Below are 14,481 nucleotides of genomic sequence, written 5' to 3' on the forward strand. Positions count from 1 at the left end.
CGAACAGCCCATTACTACCTACGTCGGCCCGTCCAAGTTGCACCGGCCCGAAAGGGCCGGTGAGGATTGAAACGCGCTCGTGCTCGTAGACGTACCCGGCGGCGATGCCGTTGCACCGGCCCGAAAGGGCCGGTGAGGATTGAAACCCCGGAGGGGAGGAACCTCGCCCGCCCGGTCAGCCGGTTGCACCGGCCCGAAAGGGCCGGTGAGGNGAGGATTGAAACTGCCAGTTGGCGTGGTGGAAGGCGATTTTGGTGAGGTTGCACCGGCCCGAAAGGGCCGGTGAGGATTGAAACTCTTTGGTGCGCACGTCTTCAAGCCCTAGGTTCTTGTTGCACCGGCCCGAAGGGGCCGGTGAGGATTGAAACGCCCTTTCGGGCACCTCCAAAGCGCCGGGGGGCTTGCGTTGCACTGACCCGAAAGGCCATTGAAACTGAGGGAGGCTTTCTGCTATGCTTTCCTACAAACGGAGGTCTATGCCGAGGCGTATCTCCCTTAGGGCACCGGATTTCGACATCTCCACCCCTCCGAAATGGGAGGAGTGGGAACTGAAGTTAGCCACTATAACCCCGATGTTCGGTGGTGGCGCCATACCCGGCCAAGCCGACGCGAGGCGTCCCATCCGTCCATCCAGCCTGCGGGGGCATCTGCGCTTCTGGTGGCGGGCAACGGAGGGGGCGGGCTTCCGCACGCCAGAGGAGCTTTTTCTGGCCGAGGAGGCCGTTTGGGGGAGCACCGAGCGCCCGTCAAGGGTCATCCTCAGGGTGGAAGCGCAGGATGCAGCGGGCGAAACCACCCCATCAAGGCTCGTCCCGAAAGTAAAACCATCTTCCGGGCCGCGGGAAAGATTCTTTTTGTTCCCTTTTGAAGCCAGGCCCAGCGAGAACAAGGGGCAGGACGCCGGCTTCGAGCGGGTGAGCTTCACCCTCCGGATAATCCATAATCTCTCTGTGGAAGAGGCGGAGGCGCTCCGCCGAGCCATCCGCGCCTGGGTTGCCTTTGGAGGGGTTGGGGCCAGGACTCGGCGGGGGCTTGGAGCTTTGGAAGTGGAAGAAGACAAAGAGGAGTGGCTGCCGCAGTCCCCGGGGCATCTCAGGGAATGGTTTGCCCATCCGGCGCAAGAATCCTCCCATACCACGCTCGCAGGGGCAATCATCCGCCTCGGCCCGGCCGCACGGGGCCATGGAGGGTTGCCCAAAGGGCATGAGGCCTGGCGGAGTCTGGGCGAGTTCTGGGCCCGCTTCCGCAAGGGGCATTTCCCCAGCGAATACCGGCCCACAGGGCCCACAGCCTGGCAGGACCATAAGGTTCTCCTCGGTCTCAAGCCGGGGCACCCCAGGGTGAGCCTGGTCAAACCCTTCTATGGACTGCCCATCGTGTACCAGGCATTCAAGGGCAAACGCACCTTTGCAGGCACCCTCGAGGCCCTCCACCCCCGCGGGAAGCGCATGGCCTCGCCCGTTATCCTCAAGCCCATAGCCTTTGCCGACGGCACCATCCGCCCCGCGGTGGTTTTCCTCAAGACCCCTCCTCCGCAGCGGATCCGCATAACCAAGCAGGAATCCCCCCACGCCTGGGAGTTGGACCTGAGTTTCCCCGGGCCCGCTGAGGAGGAGGTGTTGGTCAGCCTCGGTGCCCAAAACCCTCTGGAAGCCCTAATGCGGGCCGCGGAGCTGGCGGGCTTTACGGAGGAGATCCGTTTATGAGGTACCTTCTTTCCCTATCCATCGGCCCCGTGCAGGACTTCATCGCCGCCGGCCGCCGCACCGCCGACCTCTACGCCGGCTCCCGCATCCTGGAGGCGCTCAGCCGCAAGGCTGCCGAGGTTCTTCAAAAGGGAGGAGCCTCCCTGATCTTCCCAGCCGACCCCCAGGTCACGGGCGTCAACAAGGTCCTGGCCGAGCTGGGGGATAAGCCCCCTCCCGAGAGGCTGGTCCAGGAGGTGCGCCTTCGGCTTGAGGAGTACCTTTTGCAGGAGTGGGAGGCGGCTGTCGGGCGGCTTCCGAGGAGCTATCGGGATAAAATCCAAGAGGACCGGGCCAAGGCACAACTCCGCAACTTCCTCGAGTTCTATGCTGCCTGGGTGCCCTTCCAGGAGGACTACGCCGCAGCCCGTCGGGCCGTGGAGCGCATGCTGGCCGGGCGCAAGGCGCTGCGGGACTTCGCGCCCCTGGACCAGGGGGACCAAGGGGTACCCAAGTCCCCCCTGGATCCCGCCTGGGCCGCGGTCATCAACGCCCGGGAGTGGGGAGATGCCCACCTCATAACCGAGGACGGCAAGCGGCCCTTGCGCATCAAGCCCACGGAGCACCTGGACGCCATCTCCCTTTTCAAGCGGCTTTTCGGGGTCTTGAAACACGGGCAGGTGGAAAGTACCCGCGTCCTGGCGAGGAGGTCCCTCCACCCCCAGGCCACAGCAGCGGACGTCCCCGGGGAAGAGGAGGACGGCGTCCCTGAACCCTGGCCCTACTTCGCCATCCTGGTGGCCGACGGGGACCGGATGGGGGAGCTGATCGGTCGCCAGGCCAGCCTCGAGGCCCACCGGAAGCTGTCCGAAAAGATCGGGAAGTTCGCCAAGGTGGCCGACACCATCGTGAGGGAGCACCACGGGCTCCTGGTCTACTCCGGTGGGGACGACGTCCTGGCCTTTTTGCCCGCCAACCAAGCCGTGGTCTGCGCCAAGAGGCTGGCCCAGGCCTTCCGGGAAAAGGTGGGGGGTACCCTTTCCGTTGGGGTGGCCATCGTCCACTACCGCGAGCCCCTTTCCCTGTCCTTGGAGGCCGCCCGGGGAGCCGAGAGGGCGGCCAAGAACAAGGCGGCCCCCAGGGAGGAGCAGGGTGACCGGCTGGCGGTAGCCTTGCACACCCGGAGCGGCTCCTCCCTGGTGGTGGTGCGCCGGTGGGCGGAGCTGGAGAGCCCCCAGCTGGACTGGGAGGTCCTGGTCAGGCTCTATGCCGAAAACAGCCTGAGCCGGGGCCTGGCCTACGAGCTCTGGCGTCTCGCCCGGGAGTGGCCGGAGGACCTCCCCCCGGATTTCCTCAACGCCGAGGCCCGGCGCATCCTCCGGCGCAAGGAAAGGCGGGGCGAAGAACCCTTCCTGCCGGCCTTTGCCGGCCCAGGAGAGCTGGAGGTCTTCGCCAAGCAACTGGTCATCGCCCGCTTTTTGGGCGGCATAGGGAAGGAGGAAAGAGGGCAAGATGCCAGAAGCGGTGCTTGAGATCCAGGCCCTAACTCCCCTGCTCTTCCGGGATGGAAGGCCCTTTTCCGCCGCCGAGGGCGCCGAAACCCACGCCCGCGGCCGGGCCTTGCCCCCGCCCGGCACCCTGGCGGGTTTCGTGCGCACCCAGGTGGGCCTGGACCAGAAAAGCGGGTTTACCGCGCGGGACCTCTACTTCCTGCGCGATATCCCGGTCTACGGCCCTCTCCTGGTCCAGGAGGGAGAGTTCCTCTTCCCGGCTCCCAAGGACGCGGTGGTCTACCTGGATGAAGGCGGGCGCCCCCAGACCATGCGCCTCCGCCCCTATAGCCCACCCCAGGGGGCTGGGTGCAATCTTCCCGAGGGGCTCCTTCCCCTGGAGGTGGACCGGGACGTGAAGCCCGCCTCCGGCTACGCCTTCTGGAGCGCCGGGGAGATGGAGAAGTGGCTTCTCTCCGAGGAGGTCTCCCCCAGCAGGAGGCCAGGCCCCCCGGAGGAAACCCGGGTTCACGTGGCCATAGACCCTGAAACGGGCAAGGCCCTAGAGGGGCAACTCTTCAGCGTGGCCTACAGGGTCTTGGAGGAAAGGGGGAGCCAGGGCGGGGTCAGGGCCTTGACCCTGCGGGCCCGGGTTGCCCTGCCCAACGGGGCGAGGCCCGCCCCCCTAGGCCACCTCGGGGGGGAGCGGCGCCCGGCCGCGGTGCGGGTCTTGGAAGACCTCTCCCGGAGCTGGTGGGACCCGCCCGCCCGTATCCGGGAGAAGTTCCAGCAGCTGGACGAGGCCGTGGCCAGGGGGGAAAAGGCCAGGGTACGCCTGATCCTCGCCACCCCAGGTCTCTTCCGCGGGGGCTGGAAGCCGGGCTGGCTGGAGGCCGCGGGCACGGGGGCGCTGCACCTGCCGCGGGGCCTGTCCAAGGTAAGGCTCCGCCTGGTGGCCGCGGCGGTGGGGCGGCGGGAGGCCATAAGCGGCTGGTCCCTCCGGGAGAACCGGCCTAAGCCCGTACGCTGGGCGGTTCCTGCGGGGAGCGTCTACTTTTTTGAAGTGGAGCAGGGCAATCCTTCCCACCTGTTGGAGAGCTGGCTCAGGCCCGTGAGCGATGCCGAAAGGGATCGCAAGGACGGGTTTGGCCTCGCCCTTTGGGGAGTGTGGTAGACCGTGAAGGCGAAACTGGTCCTCTGGCAAGCCCTCACGCCCGTGCATCCTGGCACGGGCCAAGCCTCAGAGAGCGTGGTGGACCTTCCCGTGGCCCGTGAGAAGTCCACCGGCTTTCCCGTAATCCCCGCCAGCAGCCTCAAGGGGGTGTTGCGGGACGGTAGGAAGGGCGATGAGGCGGAGCACATCTTCGGCTCAGAGGAAAGGGCCGCAGAGCTTACCCTCACCGACGCCCGCATCCTCTTGCTTGCTGTGCGCTCCCATATGGGTACCTTTGCCCTCATCACCTCGCCCACGGTCTTGGGCCGGCTGCGCAGGGACCTTGAGGTCCTGGGTTTGCCTCCCCTGAAGGCTCCCCTCCCATCCCCAGGGCAGGCGCAGGCTCTCTTGCCCAAGGAAACAGGCCTGGTCTGCGGGGAGCAGGTGTCCTTGGAAGACCTGGACCTGGAGGCCATCCCCGGGGGAGCCGAGGACCTGGTCCAGGAGCTTGCCCGGTGGGTGGGCGGGGAGGAGGCGGAGCTTTTCCGAAGGCACCTTGCCGTGGTATCGGACGAGGTCTTCGGCTTCTTCTGCGAGATGGGGCTAGAGGTCATCCCCAGGGTACGGCTCAAGGCGGAGAGCAAGACGGTGGAGGAGGGGCCTTGGTACGAGGAGGCCATCCCTGCGGAGTCTGTGTTCTACTGCTTCGCCCTGGCCCCCAGGGAGGAGGCCTTCCAGGAGCTGGACCGGCCGTACCTACAGGTGGGAGGGCAGGGCAGCGTGGGGCGGGGGTTGTTGCGCCGCCTGGCGAGCCTGGGAGGATAGGCATGGGTCTGGAGACCAGGTCCCAAAGGAGCCTGCGCTTGGCCCTGGAGCTGGTGCGGAGCCTCGAGGGTGAAGAGCCAGAGGTGAAGGAGATCTACGGCGCCCTCTGCCACAGCTTCCCCGTCATGGTGCGGCAGTGCGGCTTGGTCCAGGCCCTGGCCTTCGCCGCCGGGAAGGCGGCCCTTGGGGAGGAAGGGGGGCGAGGGGGGGAGGAGGCCTCCAGGGAAAGGGCGCGCGCCAGGGCTTACCGGCTCCTTCTGGATCACGTGGGGCGGGTGCTGGGAGTGGAGGATCCCGTACAGTCGGTGGCGCAGGGGGATGCCCTCCTCTACATGGGGCAAACCCGTCGGGTTTTGGGGACCTGGGCCTACCTCAAGCGCTTTGCCGCGAGCGTCCTGGGAGTCCACACGGGGGTGAGAGGTGAACCCGGCCAAGGCGAGGAGCTGGCCTGATCCTCACGGCTGCAAGGATCGGCAATACGAACACGTTGGGCTAACCTTGCAACACTACGTGCCCGAACGGAAGCAGGGGGGCAGGAAGGGGAATGCCGCAAGCACCTGGGAGTTTTTACAGGGGGTAGCCGATGCCGGTCTGCCCCGTGCCTACCCTGGGTTTTTCAGGCGCTGGAAGGAAGCCCTTACCGCCATGGGTGCCGTATGGCTCGAGGCCACCACCTCCACACCCCTGGCCATAGGCCTGGGCAACGCCAGCCCTTTGGAGGTGGGCCTCACCCTCCACCACACCTATGGCATCCCCTATTTGCCAGGGAGCGCCCTTAAGGGGCTCCTGCGCCGGGTGTCGGCTCGGGCGGGGCTCAGCGAGCAGGAGAGGGCGGTCCTCCTGGGTGCGGGTCCTGATCCCCTAAGAGGACTTCCGGAAAGTGCGGCCCATTTGGTCTTTTGGGACGGTCTGCTAGACCCCGGGACCCACAAACCCCTTCAGCTGGACGTGATCACTCCCCATCACCCTGCCTACTACCAGACTCGAGGGACAACCTGGCCCACGGACTTTGACGATCCGGTACCCATACCTTTTCTCTCCGTAAAACCCGGCTCCACATTCTGGGTTCCCATCACCTACCCGGAGGGGGGGGTTGGGTGGGCCAACCTGGCTGCGAGGCTCCTGGAGTGGGGGCTGACCCACCTGGGCCTTGGGGCCAAAACCCATTCGGGCTACGGGTACTTCCGCGTGAGGGTGGAAGAGCAAAAAACAGAAGCGGACTTCGCCAGAGAAGTTTATGAAAGGCTAAGGCCCTTTGTGGAGAGGATCAATCCCCAGGACCCGGTCCGTGGGGTTCGGGAGTTGGCGTCAAAGCTTTCGCCCTATCCCCCAGGGCACAGGACGCAGACCCTCGGGGCGGTGCGGGAACGCCTTCTTCAGCTGGGGCTCGACAAGAAGGAGCTTCAGGAGATCGATAGAATCCTGAAGTCCTTAGAATCAGGCGAAAGGCCTTAGAATCAGGTGAAAGGAAAGGTGAGGGATATGGCACGGACCATCATTACCACGGTGGGCATTAGCCTCTTGAGCAACGCCCAAAGGGAGGGCTTGACGGAGGACGGCGAGATTTTGGATTTTCTGCGGAGAAAGCCCGCGGAAGCCAGCGCGGAAATCAACTCTTTAGAGGGCTTGCCCCTTAGGCCGGGTGAGGACGAAGTTCGCCTGCTGGTGAGCAATACCCCTGAAGGGCAACGGGTGGCCCAGTTGTTGGAGGGGTACTTGAAGGAGCGGGGAGTATCGTGTTCCCATAAGACAATAGAGGGGCTCGGCTACGAGGCGCGTGGTTTCGTGGATTACGGCCTAAAAAGCTTTGTTCACGCGTTGGCACAGGAGGTAAGCGTTGCTCGCAAGAGGGGCAGGGAGGTGCTGATCAACGCCACGGGGGGTTTCAAAGCGGAGATCGCCTATGCCACGGTTGTTGGCCTCGTGTTCAAGGTACCGGTGTACTACATGCATGAGCGCTTCAAGGAAATAGTCTATCTTCCCCCCACGCCCCTCAACTGGGACGATGCGCTCATCGCTTGGCATTGGGATTTCTTCCAATGGCTGATGGAGGGTGAGGGAGAGACACGGCCAAAAGCAGAGGTAGAGTCCCGCCTGAAAGCCCTTCCTACGGAAGTGGGGATGCTCCTTGAAGAGTCTAAGCTCGACAGCGGGGTGGTTGTTGGATTTTCGCCCCTAGGCCAAGCGTATATAGAGGCTTTCCGGCTAAAACGGGAGGAGGTTCAGCAGATTCCCATCCTTCTTTCCCCAAAGGCCTACAGGGAGTGGTCGGATATGGACCCGTCAAGCCGCGAGAAGTTTAAGAGGGTATTAGAGAACCTGCGCTTGCCCAACCGCCGGTTAAACAGCGAACTGAAGAGCGGTGGGGGGGACGCCTTGGCTTACCCCACAGGCCACGTGGACGAACGGGTCTTTTATGCGGAGCGAGACGGGAAGTTGTATGTCTTCGCGCTGACCCGCCATGGCCCGGAGTACGATCGTCTGTGCAAAGAGGGTTTCCGCTGGGAGGACCACGAGCCCGAAACGTTTGTTCCCTGGGAAGGGTGATGCGGACGGGGGTACGCCTTGACCAGCCCGGGGACGGGACGGATGCTTTGACCTCTGGGCAAGCACGTTGAGGAGGCGGGTGCCCGGGCGCTGGGGGAGGCTGGGGTAGGGCGGTGGGAGGTGGAGAACGGTTCCTTCTGGGTGCGGGACGTGCTTTTGCGGGAGGGCGCTTCTCAGGTGTGGGGGCGTGGGGGTGAGGTGCTGGCGGTGTTGCGGGCACATCGGGTGCTGTGGCTGAAACGCAGAGGAGTTCGCCGGACGAAGGGGGCCATGGAGGCGTTCTCCTTCAACCCCCTCGCTGCTCTGCGGTTTCTGGGCCTCTATGCCGTATAGCGGTCAAGTCTGGGGTAGCTTTTTGGTGGCGCAGGGTTTGGGGAGGCGGATGCCTTGGGCTTGGAGGGCCTTGAGGGCGTCAGGAACGTAGCCTTCGGCTGACCGACCCAGATTTAGGTAGCCGCCAGGAGGGTACCTGTGTCAAGATGGTAGGTCAGCCGTCAGGCTATGTTCTGGGGATGCTCGCGATCGGGTCGCATAGCATCCCCCTTTTCTCATACCCAAGGGGTGCAGATCAAGTAGCAAACAAAGGGATTACGAATTCCCCATGACGCCGTCCCCTCGGATCGGGTCATCGGGATTGCTTTTGAGGTCCCGCCGGGCCGTGGCCCGGTCCAGGCCCAGGTGGCGGGCGATGCGGGGGGCGGTCCATCCTTGGGCCGCCAGGCGGACGGCTTGGGCGCGGCGGCGCACCTTGTGGGGCACCACGGGGTTGGTCTCCAGTTCCCGCAGCTGGGCGGCTTCCTCGGGGGTCAGGTGGATGCGCAGAGGGGCTGGAATGGGGCAAGGATAATGGAGGGGCACTTAGGCCCCAGCGCCGGGGGAGAAAGCCATGGCGGCCCGCAGGGCGGCGAATAATGGGACCATGAAGGTTCTCATCCCACATTCCGCACCCCTCCCACCTTCCCGTAGGATTTTGGGGTGGCAGAGACTCCCGACCTGCAGGTGTACGACCTCGGCCACCTGGGCCTGGTGGCCGGCATCCTGGACCGCATCGGACTGGTATCCCTGGTGGACAGGCGGGTAGGTCCCCGCCCGGGGGAGAAGGTGAGCACGGGGGTAGCCCTGAAGGCCGCAGTCCTCAACGCCCTGGGCTTCCTCTCCTCCCCCCTTTACCTCTTCGGCCNCTTCCTCAGGACTCAGGTGGATGCGCAGAGGGGCTGGCATGGGGCAAGTATAATGGAGGGGCACTTAATCCCCTAAATAGCGCTTCTTCCAGGCTCCAAGCCCCCTTTCCGGCAAATAGGCCCCCCGCACGGTGCAGGCCAGGGCGGAGAGGGCGATGGCCCCTCTTAGGGCCTCCTCCAGGTGCTGAAGGGAAAGCTGGGGAAGGCTGGCCTTCCCGTACCCCTTCCCCAGGAGGAGGGCGAGCAGCCCGGCGGTGAAGCTGTCCCCCGCCCCCACGGTGTCCGCCACCGCCACCCTTTCCCCGGGGAGGCGCACCTCCTCCTCCCCGAAGAAGGCCACCGCCCCCTCCGGCCCCAGGGTGAGGACCTTGAGGGGCGGGGGAAGCCGCCGGACCGCCGCCACGGGGCCTTCGGGAAAAAGAAGGCGGGCGTCCTCCAGGGAGAGCTTCAGGAGGTCCACCCGGGCCAGGTAGCCCTCCAGGCGCCGCCGCTCCTCCGGGGAAGGGCGGGCCCGCAGGTTGGGGTCGTAGGAGAGAAGGGCCCCTTCCCCCTCCGCCTCCTGGAGGAGGGCCTCGAGGCCCCCGGCGGTGCGCCCTTCCAGGGCGAAGAGGGAACCGAAGTGGAAGACCCTCGCCCCCTTTAGCCCCCCTGGCGCAGGCCGGTAGGCCGCCTGGAAGGGCCGGTGGAAGCTGTAGAGGGCATTTCCTCCCCCATCCAGGCGCACCAGGGCCAGGGGCATGGGGCCTGGGTGGCGCTGCAAGAAGGCCTCGAGGCCCCGCCGCCCCATCTCCTCCTCGCTCCAGAGGGATAACCAGTCCTCCCCCACCTCGGAGAAGAAGCGCACGGGGAAGCCCAGACGGCTCAAGGTGGTAGCAGTGTTCAGGGCCGAGCCCCCAAGAACCCCAGCCAAGTGCAGCGGGACCTCGCTCTCCAGAAAGAGGTCCACCAGGACCTCGCCCGCCAAAGCCAACATACCCCCATTATCCTGGTCATCCCCTTTACAATCCGGGGGAGGCTCGGTGGTATAATCCCGCAGTAACCAGGGCAGACTTGTGAGACCTTCCAGGCGACGGGCGCCCGTCTTCCAAGCCCCAAGGAGGTGGCAGATGCTCGGTGGATATGCCCATAGGCTTGCCCGTATAGACCTTTCCAGCGGCCGGGTGGAGTACATCGCCCCCGACCCCAAGGACCTGGAGATGTACGTGGGGGGCCGGGGCCTCGGGGTGAAGTACGTGTTTGAAAACGGCCCGCAGGTGGACCCCTTGAGCCCGGAAAACCTCCTCTGCATCATGAACGGCCCCCTCTCCGGCACCCGGGCCAAGATGTCGGGCCGCCTGGCCATCGTCACCAAAAGCCCCCTCACCGGCGGGGTCACCGACAGCCACATGGGGGGCTGGACCGCGGCCAAGCTGAAGTGGGCGGGGTTCGACGGGCTCCTCATCCAGGGAGCCTCGGACAAACCCGTTTACCTGCTGGTGAAGGATGGGGAGGTCACCCTCCACGATGCCTCAGACCTATGGGGCAAGACCACCCATGAAACCCACCGCATCCTGCGGGAACGCCACGGGGAGGATGCCGATGTGATGGCCATCGGCCCCGCCGGGGAGAACCTGGTGCGCTTCGCCAACTGGATCAACAACGATGAGCGGGCCGCAGGCCGCGGGGGCACCGGGGCGGTGGCAGGAAGCAAGCGGCTCAAGGCCATCGTGGTGGTGGGGAAGCAGGACCAGATGCCCCAGCCCAAGGACCCGGAGGCGTGGCGGGAGGCGGACCGCCTGGCCTCGGCCACCATCAACGACCCCAAGAACGTGACCGCCCCCAAGAAGGGTGGGCTTTCCCTCTACGGCACCAACGTGCTCATGAACATCACCAACGTCATGGGGGCCTTGCCCACCTTCAACGGCCAGCACACCTGCATTGAGGGGGTGCAGACCATCTCCGGGGAGTACATCCGCGAGCACCGCCTCATCAAGGACAACACCTGCCACGCCTGCCCCGTGGCCTGCAAGAAGATGGTGGAGGTCCACATCAACGGCAAGGCCATCCGCTTCGAATCCTACGAGTACGAATCCGCCTGGGCCTTGGGGGCCCACTCCGGCCACACGGACACCGACTGGACCGGGTACGCCATCTACCTCTGCAACGCCTACGGCATGGACACCATCGAGACGGGCAACGCCATCGCCGTCCTCATGGAGGCCACGGAAAAGGGCTACTACCAGGGCCCCGACGGGATCCGCTTCGGGGACAAGGAAGGGGAGGCCCGCCTCATCGAGGCCATCGCCTATCGCAAGGGGGTGGGGGATGGCCTGGCGGAGGGCCCGGCCCGCTGGGCCAAATCCATCGGCCACCCCGAGCTTTCCCTCGAGGTCAAGGGCCAGTCCATCCCCGCCTACGACCCAAGGGGCCTCAAGGGCATGGGCATCGCCTACGCCACCTCCAACCGCGGGGCCTGCCACCTCCGGGCCTACACCCCCGCCTCGGAGATCCTGGGCGTTCCCTACAAGACCGACCCCTTGGCCTGGGAGGGGAAGGGCAAGCTCACCAAGCTCCTCCAGGACCTCTCCGCCTTCACCGACTCCCTGGACCTCTGCAAGTTCAGCCAGTTCGCCGAGGGCCCCGAGGAGTACGCCAAGCAGCTTGCCGCCTACTGGGGCCGGCCCGTGACCCCGGAGGAGATCCTCCGCATCGGGGAGCGCATCTACAACCTGGAGCGCTACTACAACAACCTGGCAGGATGGGCAGAGGGCTCCGACTACCTGCCCGAGCGCTTCCTCAAGGAACCCTCCGACTGCGCAGGCTCCAAGGGCCAGCTCACCGAGCTGGACCTGATGCTGGAAGAGTACTACCGGGAGCGGGGCTGGGAGCGGGGCGTGGTGCCTCCCGCCAAGCTTCAGGAACTCGGCATCCTCTCCCAAGCCGCCGACTAAGCCCTTTGGGCAAGGCCCGGCCCCCAAGGGGCCGGGTTTTCCCTTAGACTCCCCTTATGCCCAAGGTCAACCTCTACGCCACCTTCCGCGACCTCACGGGAACGAGCCAGCTCCAGGTGGAGGGCCAGACGGTGGGGGAGGTGCTGGAAAACCTCATCCGCCTCTACCCCCGGATGCGGGAGGAACTCTTTGAGGGAGAAGCGTTGGCCGAGCGGGTTTCCGTCTTCCTGGAGGGGCGGGACGTGCGCTACCTAAACGGGCTTGCCACCCCCCTGGCGGAGGAAGCCACCTTGGACCTCTTCCCCCCGGTGGCGGGCGGAACCTTCGCCCAGCGCTTCGGAGCTTTGCCCGCCTGGCTCTTGGAAAGGTACCTCAGCGAATGGGGCGGGAGAAAGCTAGAGGAGGGAGTCTACGCCCTCCCCGGAGCCCGGGTGCACTTCGCCGAGGCCGAGCCCCTCAGGGTGGGAAGCCTCGTCGTCCCCCAGCTTCTCGTGCAGGTGGAAGGAGAAAAGGCCCAGGCCTGGTGGGCGCGCATCCTCCTGGCCGCCAGCCGGGGTGGAGGGTAAGCCTCTAAAGCAGACGCCCCTCCAAGAAGGCCTGGCTTCGCGGGTCCTGAGGCCTCTGGAAGAAGAGGGAAGCGGGGGCCTCCTCCACCACCTGGCCCAGGAAGAGGAAGACCACCCGGTGGGCAAGCCTCCTGGCCTGGAAGAGGTCGTGGGTGGCCAGGACCACCCCCTTCCCCTCCCCAGCGGCCTCCCGGAGCAGGGCCTCCACCTGGGCGGCGTTGGCCGGGTCCAGGCTGGCGGTGGGCTCGTCCAAAAGGAGCACCCCCGGCTCCACCAAGAGGGTGCGGGCCAGGGCCAGGCGCACCGCCTCCCCGCCGGAGAGGAGGTGGGCGGGCTGGCGGGCCTTCGCCCCCAGGCCCACCCGCTCCAGCATGGCGGAAGCCCTGGCCCAAGCCTCCCCCCTGGGCACCCCCCGGAGGCGGAGGCCGAAGGCGGCGTTTTCCAACACGCTCCGCCGGAGGAGGGGCGGGGCCTGGGGCAGGTAGGCGCGGAAGCCCCCCTCCACCCGGCCCTCTTCGGGCAGGAGAAGCCCAGAAAGGAGGCGGAGAAGCGTGGTCTTGCCGCTCCCCGAGGGCCCCAGCACCGCCAGGATCTCCCCAGGGTACACCTCGAGGCGGGGAACCTCGAGGCGAAAATCCCCGTAGCGGTGGACCAACCCCTGGGCCTTCAAAACCGGGCTCATTCCCGCTCCAGGATGATCAGCAGGGCGGTGACCAAGAGGGCCACCCCCAGGAGAATAAACCCTAGGGCCAAGGCGCTTTCCAGCTCCCCCTTTCGGGTTTCCACCACGATGGCCGTGGTGAGGACCCGGGTGTGGTGGCGGATATCCCCGCCCACCAGGGTGGCCGCCCCCACCTCGCTGATGGCCCCCCCGAACCCCGCGGCCAGGGCAGCGGCCAGGGTGCGGCGGCTTTCCCAGAAGAGGGTGGGCAGCACCTGCCCCTCCCTGCCCCCCAGGCTCCGCACCAGAAGCCGCACCTCCTCCACCCGCCCCCGGGCGCCGGAAAGGACGAAGGCGGCGATGAGGGGAAAGGCCAAGACGGCCTCCGCCAGGACCATGGCGTAGGGGGTGTAGAGAAGGCCCAAGGAGCCCAGGGGTCCAGAGCGGGAAAGGAGGAGGTAGAAGAAAAGCCCCACCACCACCGAGGGCAGGGCCAGCCCTGCGTAGAGGAGCGCCCGCCCGAAAAAGCCCCCGCCCCCCTTCAAGGCCAGCCAAAGCCCCAAGGGCACCGCGGGCAAGGCCGCCAGCAGGGTGGCGAGCCCCGCCACCCAGAGGCTCCGCAGGGCGATTTCCCAAAGCTCAGCGGCCTCCACTTCCAGGGATGATACACCGCCCCCTCAGGGGCTGGAACAAGGCCTGCCCTTCCACCTTCAAGCCCGCCACCAGGCGGGCGGCCTCCTCCGTGGCCAGGAAGCGGCGCAGGGCCGCCGCCTCCTTGGCCTTGGGCCCCCCGGGCACCAGGTAGTAAGTGTAGGGGTTCAGGAGCAAGGGGTCTTCCCCAGCGTAAAGGGCCACCAGGCCCCGCTTCCGGCCCACGGTGAGGTGGGTGGCCAGGTCGGAGAGGGTGTAGGCCCCCTTCTCCGCCGCCAGGACCAGGGTCTGGCCCATGCCCGCCCCGGACTCCAGGTACCAGCCTCCTCGGGGGGTTAGGCCCGCTGCCCGCCAAAGGGCCAGCTCCTTCAGATGGGTGCCCGAGCGATCCCCGCGGGAGACGAAGGGCGCCTGGGCCCGGGCGATACGCCGCAGGGCCTCCAGGATACCCCCTACCCCCCGGACCCGGGCGGGATCCCCCTTGGGCCCCACCAGGAGGAAACGGTTCTGGGCCAGGCAGAAGGGCTCGGCCAAGACCCCCCGCCTTAGGGCCTCCCCTTCCAGCTCCGGGGCGTGGACCAAAACCGCGTCCACGTCCTTGCGCTCCGCCAAGCGCAGGGCCTGGCCCGTGCCCACGGCCAGGACCTCCACCCGCACCCCCGTGGCCCTTTCAAAAGCAGGCAAAACTCGGTCCAGAAGCCCCGAATCGTAGACGCTGGTGGTGGTGGCCAGCCTGAGCCCCAAAGCTTGGCCCGAAAGGCAAGCCGCCAGGAGGAAGATCGCCCGCATGGA

The 14,481-nt window shown here is 66.4% G+C and carries 15 protein-coding genes, 1 pseudogene and 1 CRISPR repeat array (1 of these 17 running past the window's edge); of the genes and pseudogenes, 11 read left to right on the plus strand and 5 right to left on the minus strand.

Features of this window, described 5'->3' with window-relative positions; translation table 11 throughout:
• Nucleotides 1–368: direct repeats of the CRISPR family, unit length 37 nt; unit sequence GTTGCACCGGCCCGAAAGGGCCGGTGAGGATTGAAAC (it extends 1,500 nt beyond the left edge of the window).
• An 84-nt stretch (nt 369–452) separates the two neighbouring features.
• The 8 genes from cmr1 (at nt 453) to L1088_RS05530 (ending at nt 8,033) form a co-directional block, all read left to right on the plus strand.
• Nucleotides 453–1,706, plus strand: coding sequence for a type III-B CRISPR module RAMP protein Cmr1 (gene cmr1, locus L1088_RS05495; RefSeq protein WP_234554067.1), 1,254 nt, complete (start codon nt 453–455; stop codon nt 1,704–1,706).
• A complete protein-coding gene (cas10, locus tag L1088_RS05500; RefSeq protein WP_234554068.1) occupies nt 1,703–3,217 on the plus strand; it encodes a type III-B CRISPR-associated protein Cas10/Cmr2 in 1,515 nt (504 codons plus the stop codon). The genes cmr1 and cas10 overlap by 4 nt, the downstream gene beginning before the upstream one ends.
• Complete coding sequence (gene cmr3, locus L1088_RS05505; protein WP_234554069.1) at nt 3,198–4,349, plus strand: type III-B CRISPR module-associated protein Cmr3; 1,152 nt, start codon at nt 3,198–3,200, stop codon at nt 4,347–4,349. The genes cas10 and cmr3 overlap by 20 nt, the downstream gene beginning before the upstream one ends.
• Nucleotides 4,350–4,352: 3 nt before the next feature.
• Nucleotides 4,353–5,153, plus strand: coding sequence for a type III-B CRISPR module RAMP protein Cmr4 (gene cmr4 / locus L1088_RS05510; RefSeq protein WP_234554070.1), 801 nt, complete (start codon nt 4,353–4,355; stop codon nt 5,151–5,153).
• 2 nt (nt 5,154–5,155) lie between these two features.
• Nucleotides 5,156–5,605: a type III-B CRISPR module-associated protein Cmr5 gene (gene cmr5, locus L1088_RS05515; RefSeq protein WP_234554071.1), complete on the plus strand. Its 450-nt coding sequence runs from the start codon at nt 5,156–5,158 to the stop codon at nt 5,603–5,605.
• A gap of 193 nt (nt 5,606–5,798) precedes the next feature.
• On the plus strand, nt 5,799–6,608 hold the full coding sequence (gene cmr6 / locus L1088_RS05520) for a type III-B CRISPR module RAMP protein Cmr6 (protein WP_234554072.1): 810 nt from the start codon (nt 5,799–5,801) through the stop codon (nt 6,606–6,608).
• 27 nt (nt 6,609–6,635) lie between these two features.
• Complete coding sequence (locus tag L1088_RS05525) at nt 6,636–7,700, plus strand: putative CRISPR-associated protein (RefSeq protein WP_234554073.1); 1,065 nt, start codon at nt 6,636–6,638, stop codon at nt 7,698–7,700.
• 120 nt (nt 7,701–7,820) lie between these two features.
• Nucleotides 7,821–8,033, plus strand: a complete 213-nt coding sequence (locus L1088_RS05530; RefSeq protein ID WP_234554074.1) for a hypothetical protein — start codon at nt 7,821–7,823, stop codon at nt 8,031–8,033.
• A 255-nt stretch (nt 8,034–8,288) separates the two neighbouring features.
• Here the strand turns inward: L1088_RS05530 and L1088_RS05535 are convergent, their stop codons facing one another.
• Entirely contained in the window at nt 8,289–8,558 is a 270-nt protein-coding gene (locus L1088_RS05535) for a helix-turn-helix domain-containing protein (RefSeq protein WP_234554075.1), read from the minus strand.
• 117 nt (nt 8,559–8,675) lie between these two features.
• Between L1088_RS05535 and L1088_RS05540 the strand changes: the two are divergent.
• A pseudogene (locus L1088_RS05540) lies at nt 8,676–8,891 on the plus strand (DUF4277 domain-containing protein); the annotation flags it as partial.
• A gap of 54 nt (nt 8,892–8,945) precedes the next feature.
• On the opposite strand, the gene L1088_RS05545 reads toward L1088_RS05540, so the two are convergent.
• Nucleotides 8,946–9,854, minus strand: coding sequence for a carbohydrate kinase family protein (locus L1088_RS05545; protein ID WP_234554076.1), 909 nt, complete (start codon nt 9,852–9,854; stop codon nt 8,946–8,948).
• 133 nt (nt 9,855–9,987) lie between these two features.
• Here L1088_RS05545 and L1088_RS05550 point away from each other — a divergent pair, with 133 nt between their 5' ends.
• Both L1088_RS05550 and L1088_RS05555 read left to right on the plus strand, forming a co-directional pair.
• Nucleotides 9,988–11,811, plus strand: a complete 1,824-nt coding sequence (locus L1088_RS05550; RefSeq protein WP_234554077.1) for an aldehyde ferredoxin oxidoreductase family protein — start codon at nt 9,988–9,990, stop codon at nt 11,809–11,811.
• 56 nt (nt 11,812–11,867) lie between these two features.
• Nucleotides 11,868–12,377, plus strand: a complete 510-nt coding sequence (locus tag L1088_RS05555) for a ubiquitin-like small modifier protein 1 (protein ID WP_038040893.1) — start codon at nt 11,868–11,870, stop codon at nt 12,375–12,377.
• A gap of 4 nt (nt 12,378–12,381) precedes the next feature.
• Here L1088_RS05555 and L1088_RS05560 read toward each other — a convergent pair whose 3' ends face one another.
• The 3 genes from L1088_RS05560 to L1088_RS05570 are packed head-to-tail and all read right to left on the minus strand — an operon-like array spanning nt 12,382 to nt 14,478.
• Nucleotides 12,382–13,059, minus strand: coding sequence for an ATP-binding cassette domain-containing protein (locus tag L1088_RS05560; RefSeq protein ID WP_234554078.1), 678 nt, complete (start codon nt 13,057–13,059; stop codon nt 12,382–12,384).
• Nucleotides 13,056–13,691, minus strand: coding sequence for an ABC transporter permease (locus L1088_RS05565; protein ID WP_038040897.1), 636 nt, complete (start codon nt 13,689–13,691; stop codon nt 13,056–13,058). The genes L1088_RS05560 and L1088_RS05565 overlap by 4 nt, the downstream gene beginning before the upstream one ends.
• The gene (locus L1088_RS05570; RefSeq protein ID WP_234554132.1) at nt 13,678–14,478 is read right to left on the minus strand and encodes an ABC transporter substrate-binding protein; all 801 of its coding nucleotides are present in this window, start codon (nt 14,476–14,478) and stop codon (nt 13,678–13,680) included. Before L1088_RS05570 ends, L1088_RS05565 begins: the two co-directional genes overlap by 14 nt.
• Nucleotides 14,479–14,481: the final 3 nt, after the last annotated feature.

Source organism: Thermus caliditerrae, assembly GCF_021462525.1.
Classification (GTDB): Bacteria; Deinococcota; Deinococci; order Deinococcales; family Thermaceae; genus Thermus; species Thermus caliditerrae.

What these genes read in the sequence shown, in the direction of transcription:
- cmr1 (WP_234554067.1), top strand. Translation starts at nt 453, where the DNA reads ATGCTTTCCTACAAACGGAGGTCTATGCCGAGGCGTATCTCCCTTAGG.
- cas10 (WP_234554068.1), top strand. Translation starts at nt 1,703, where the DNA reads ATGAGGTACCTTCTTTCCCTATCCATCGGCCCCGTGCAGGACTTCATC.
- cmr3 (WP_234554069.1), top strand. Translation starts at nt 3,198, where the DNA reads ATGCCAGAAGCGGTGCTTGAGATCCAGGCCCTAACTCCCCTGCTCTTC.
- cmr5 (WP_234554071.1), top strand. Translation starts at nt 5,156, where the DNA reads ATGGGTCTGGAGACCAGGTCCCAAAGGAGCCTGCGCTTGGCCCTGGAG.
- cmr6 (WP_234554072.1), top strand. Translation starts at nt 5,799, where the DNA reads ATGGGTGCCGTATGGCTCGAGGCCACCACCTCCACACCCCTGGCCATA.
- L1088_RS05525 (WP_234554073.1), top strand. Translation starts at nt 6,636, where the DNA reads ATGGCACGGACCATCATTACCACGGTGGGCATTAGCCTCTTGAGCAAC.
- L1088_RS05545 (WP_234554076.1), bottom strand. Translation starts at nt 9,854, where the DNA reads ATGTTGGCTTTGGCGGGCGAGGTCCTGGTGGACCTCTTTCTGGAGAGC.
- L1088_RS05550 (WP_234554077.1), top strand. Translation starts at nt 9,988, where the DNA reads ATGCTCGGTGGATATGCCCATAGGCTTGCCCGTATAGACCTTTCCAGC.
- L1088_RS05555 (WP_038040893.1), top strand. Translation starts at nt 11,868, where the DNA reads ATGCCCAAGGTCAACCTCTACGCCACCTTCCGCGACCTCACGGGAACG.
- L1088_RS05560 (WP_234554078.1), bottom strand. Translation starts at nt 13,059, where the DNA reads ATGAGCCCGGTTTTGAAGGCCCAGGGGTTGGTCCACCGCTACGGGGAT.
- L1088_RS05570 (WP_234554132.1), bottom strand. Translation starts at nt 14,478, where the DNA reads ATGCGGGCGATCTTCCTCCTGGCGGCTTGCCTTTCGGGCCAAGCTTTG.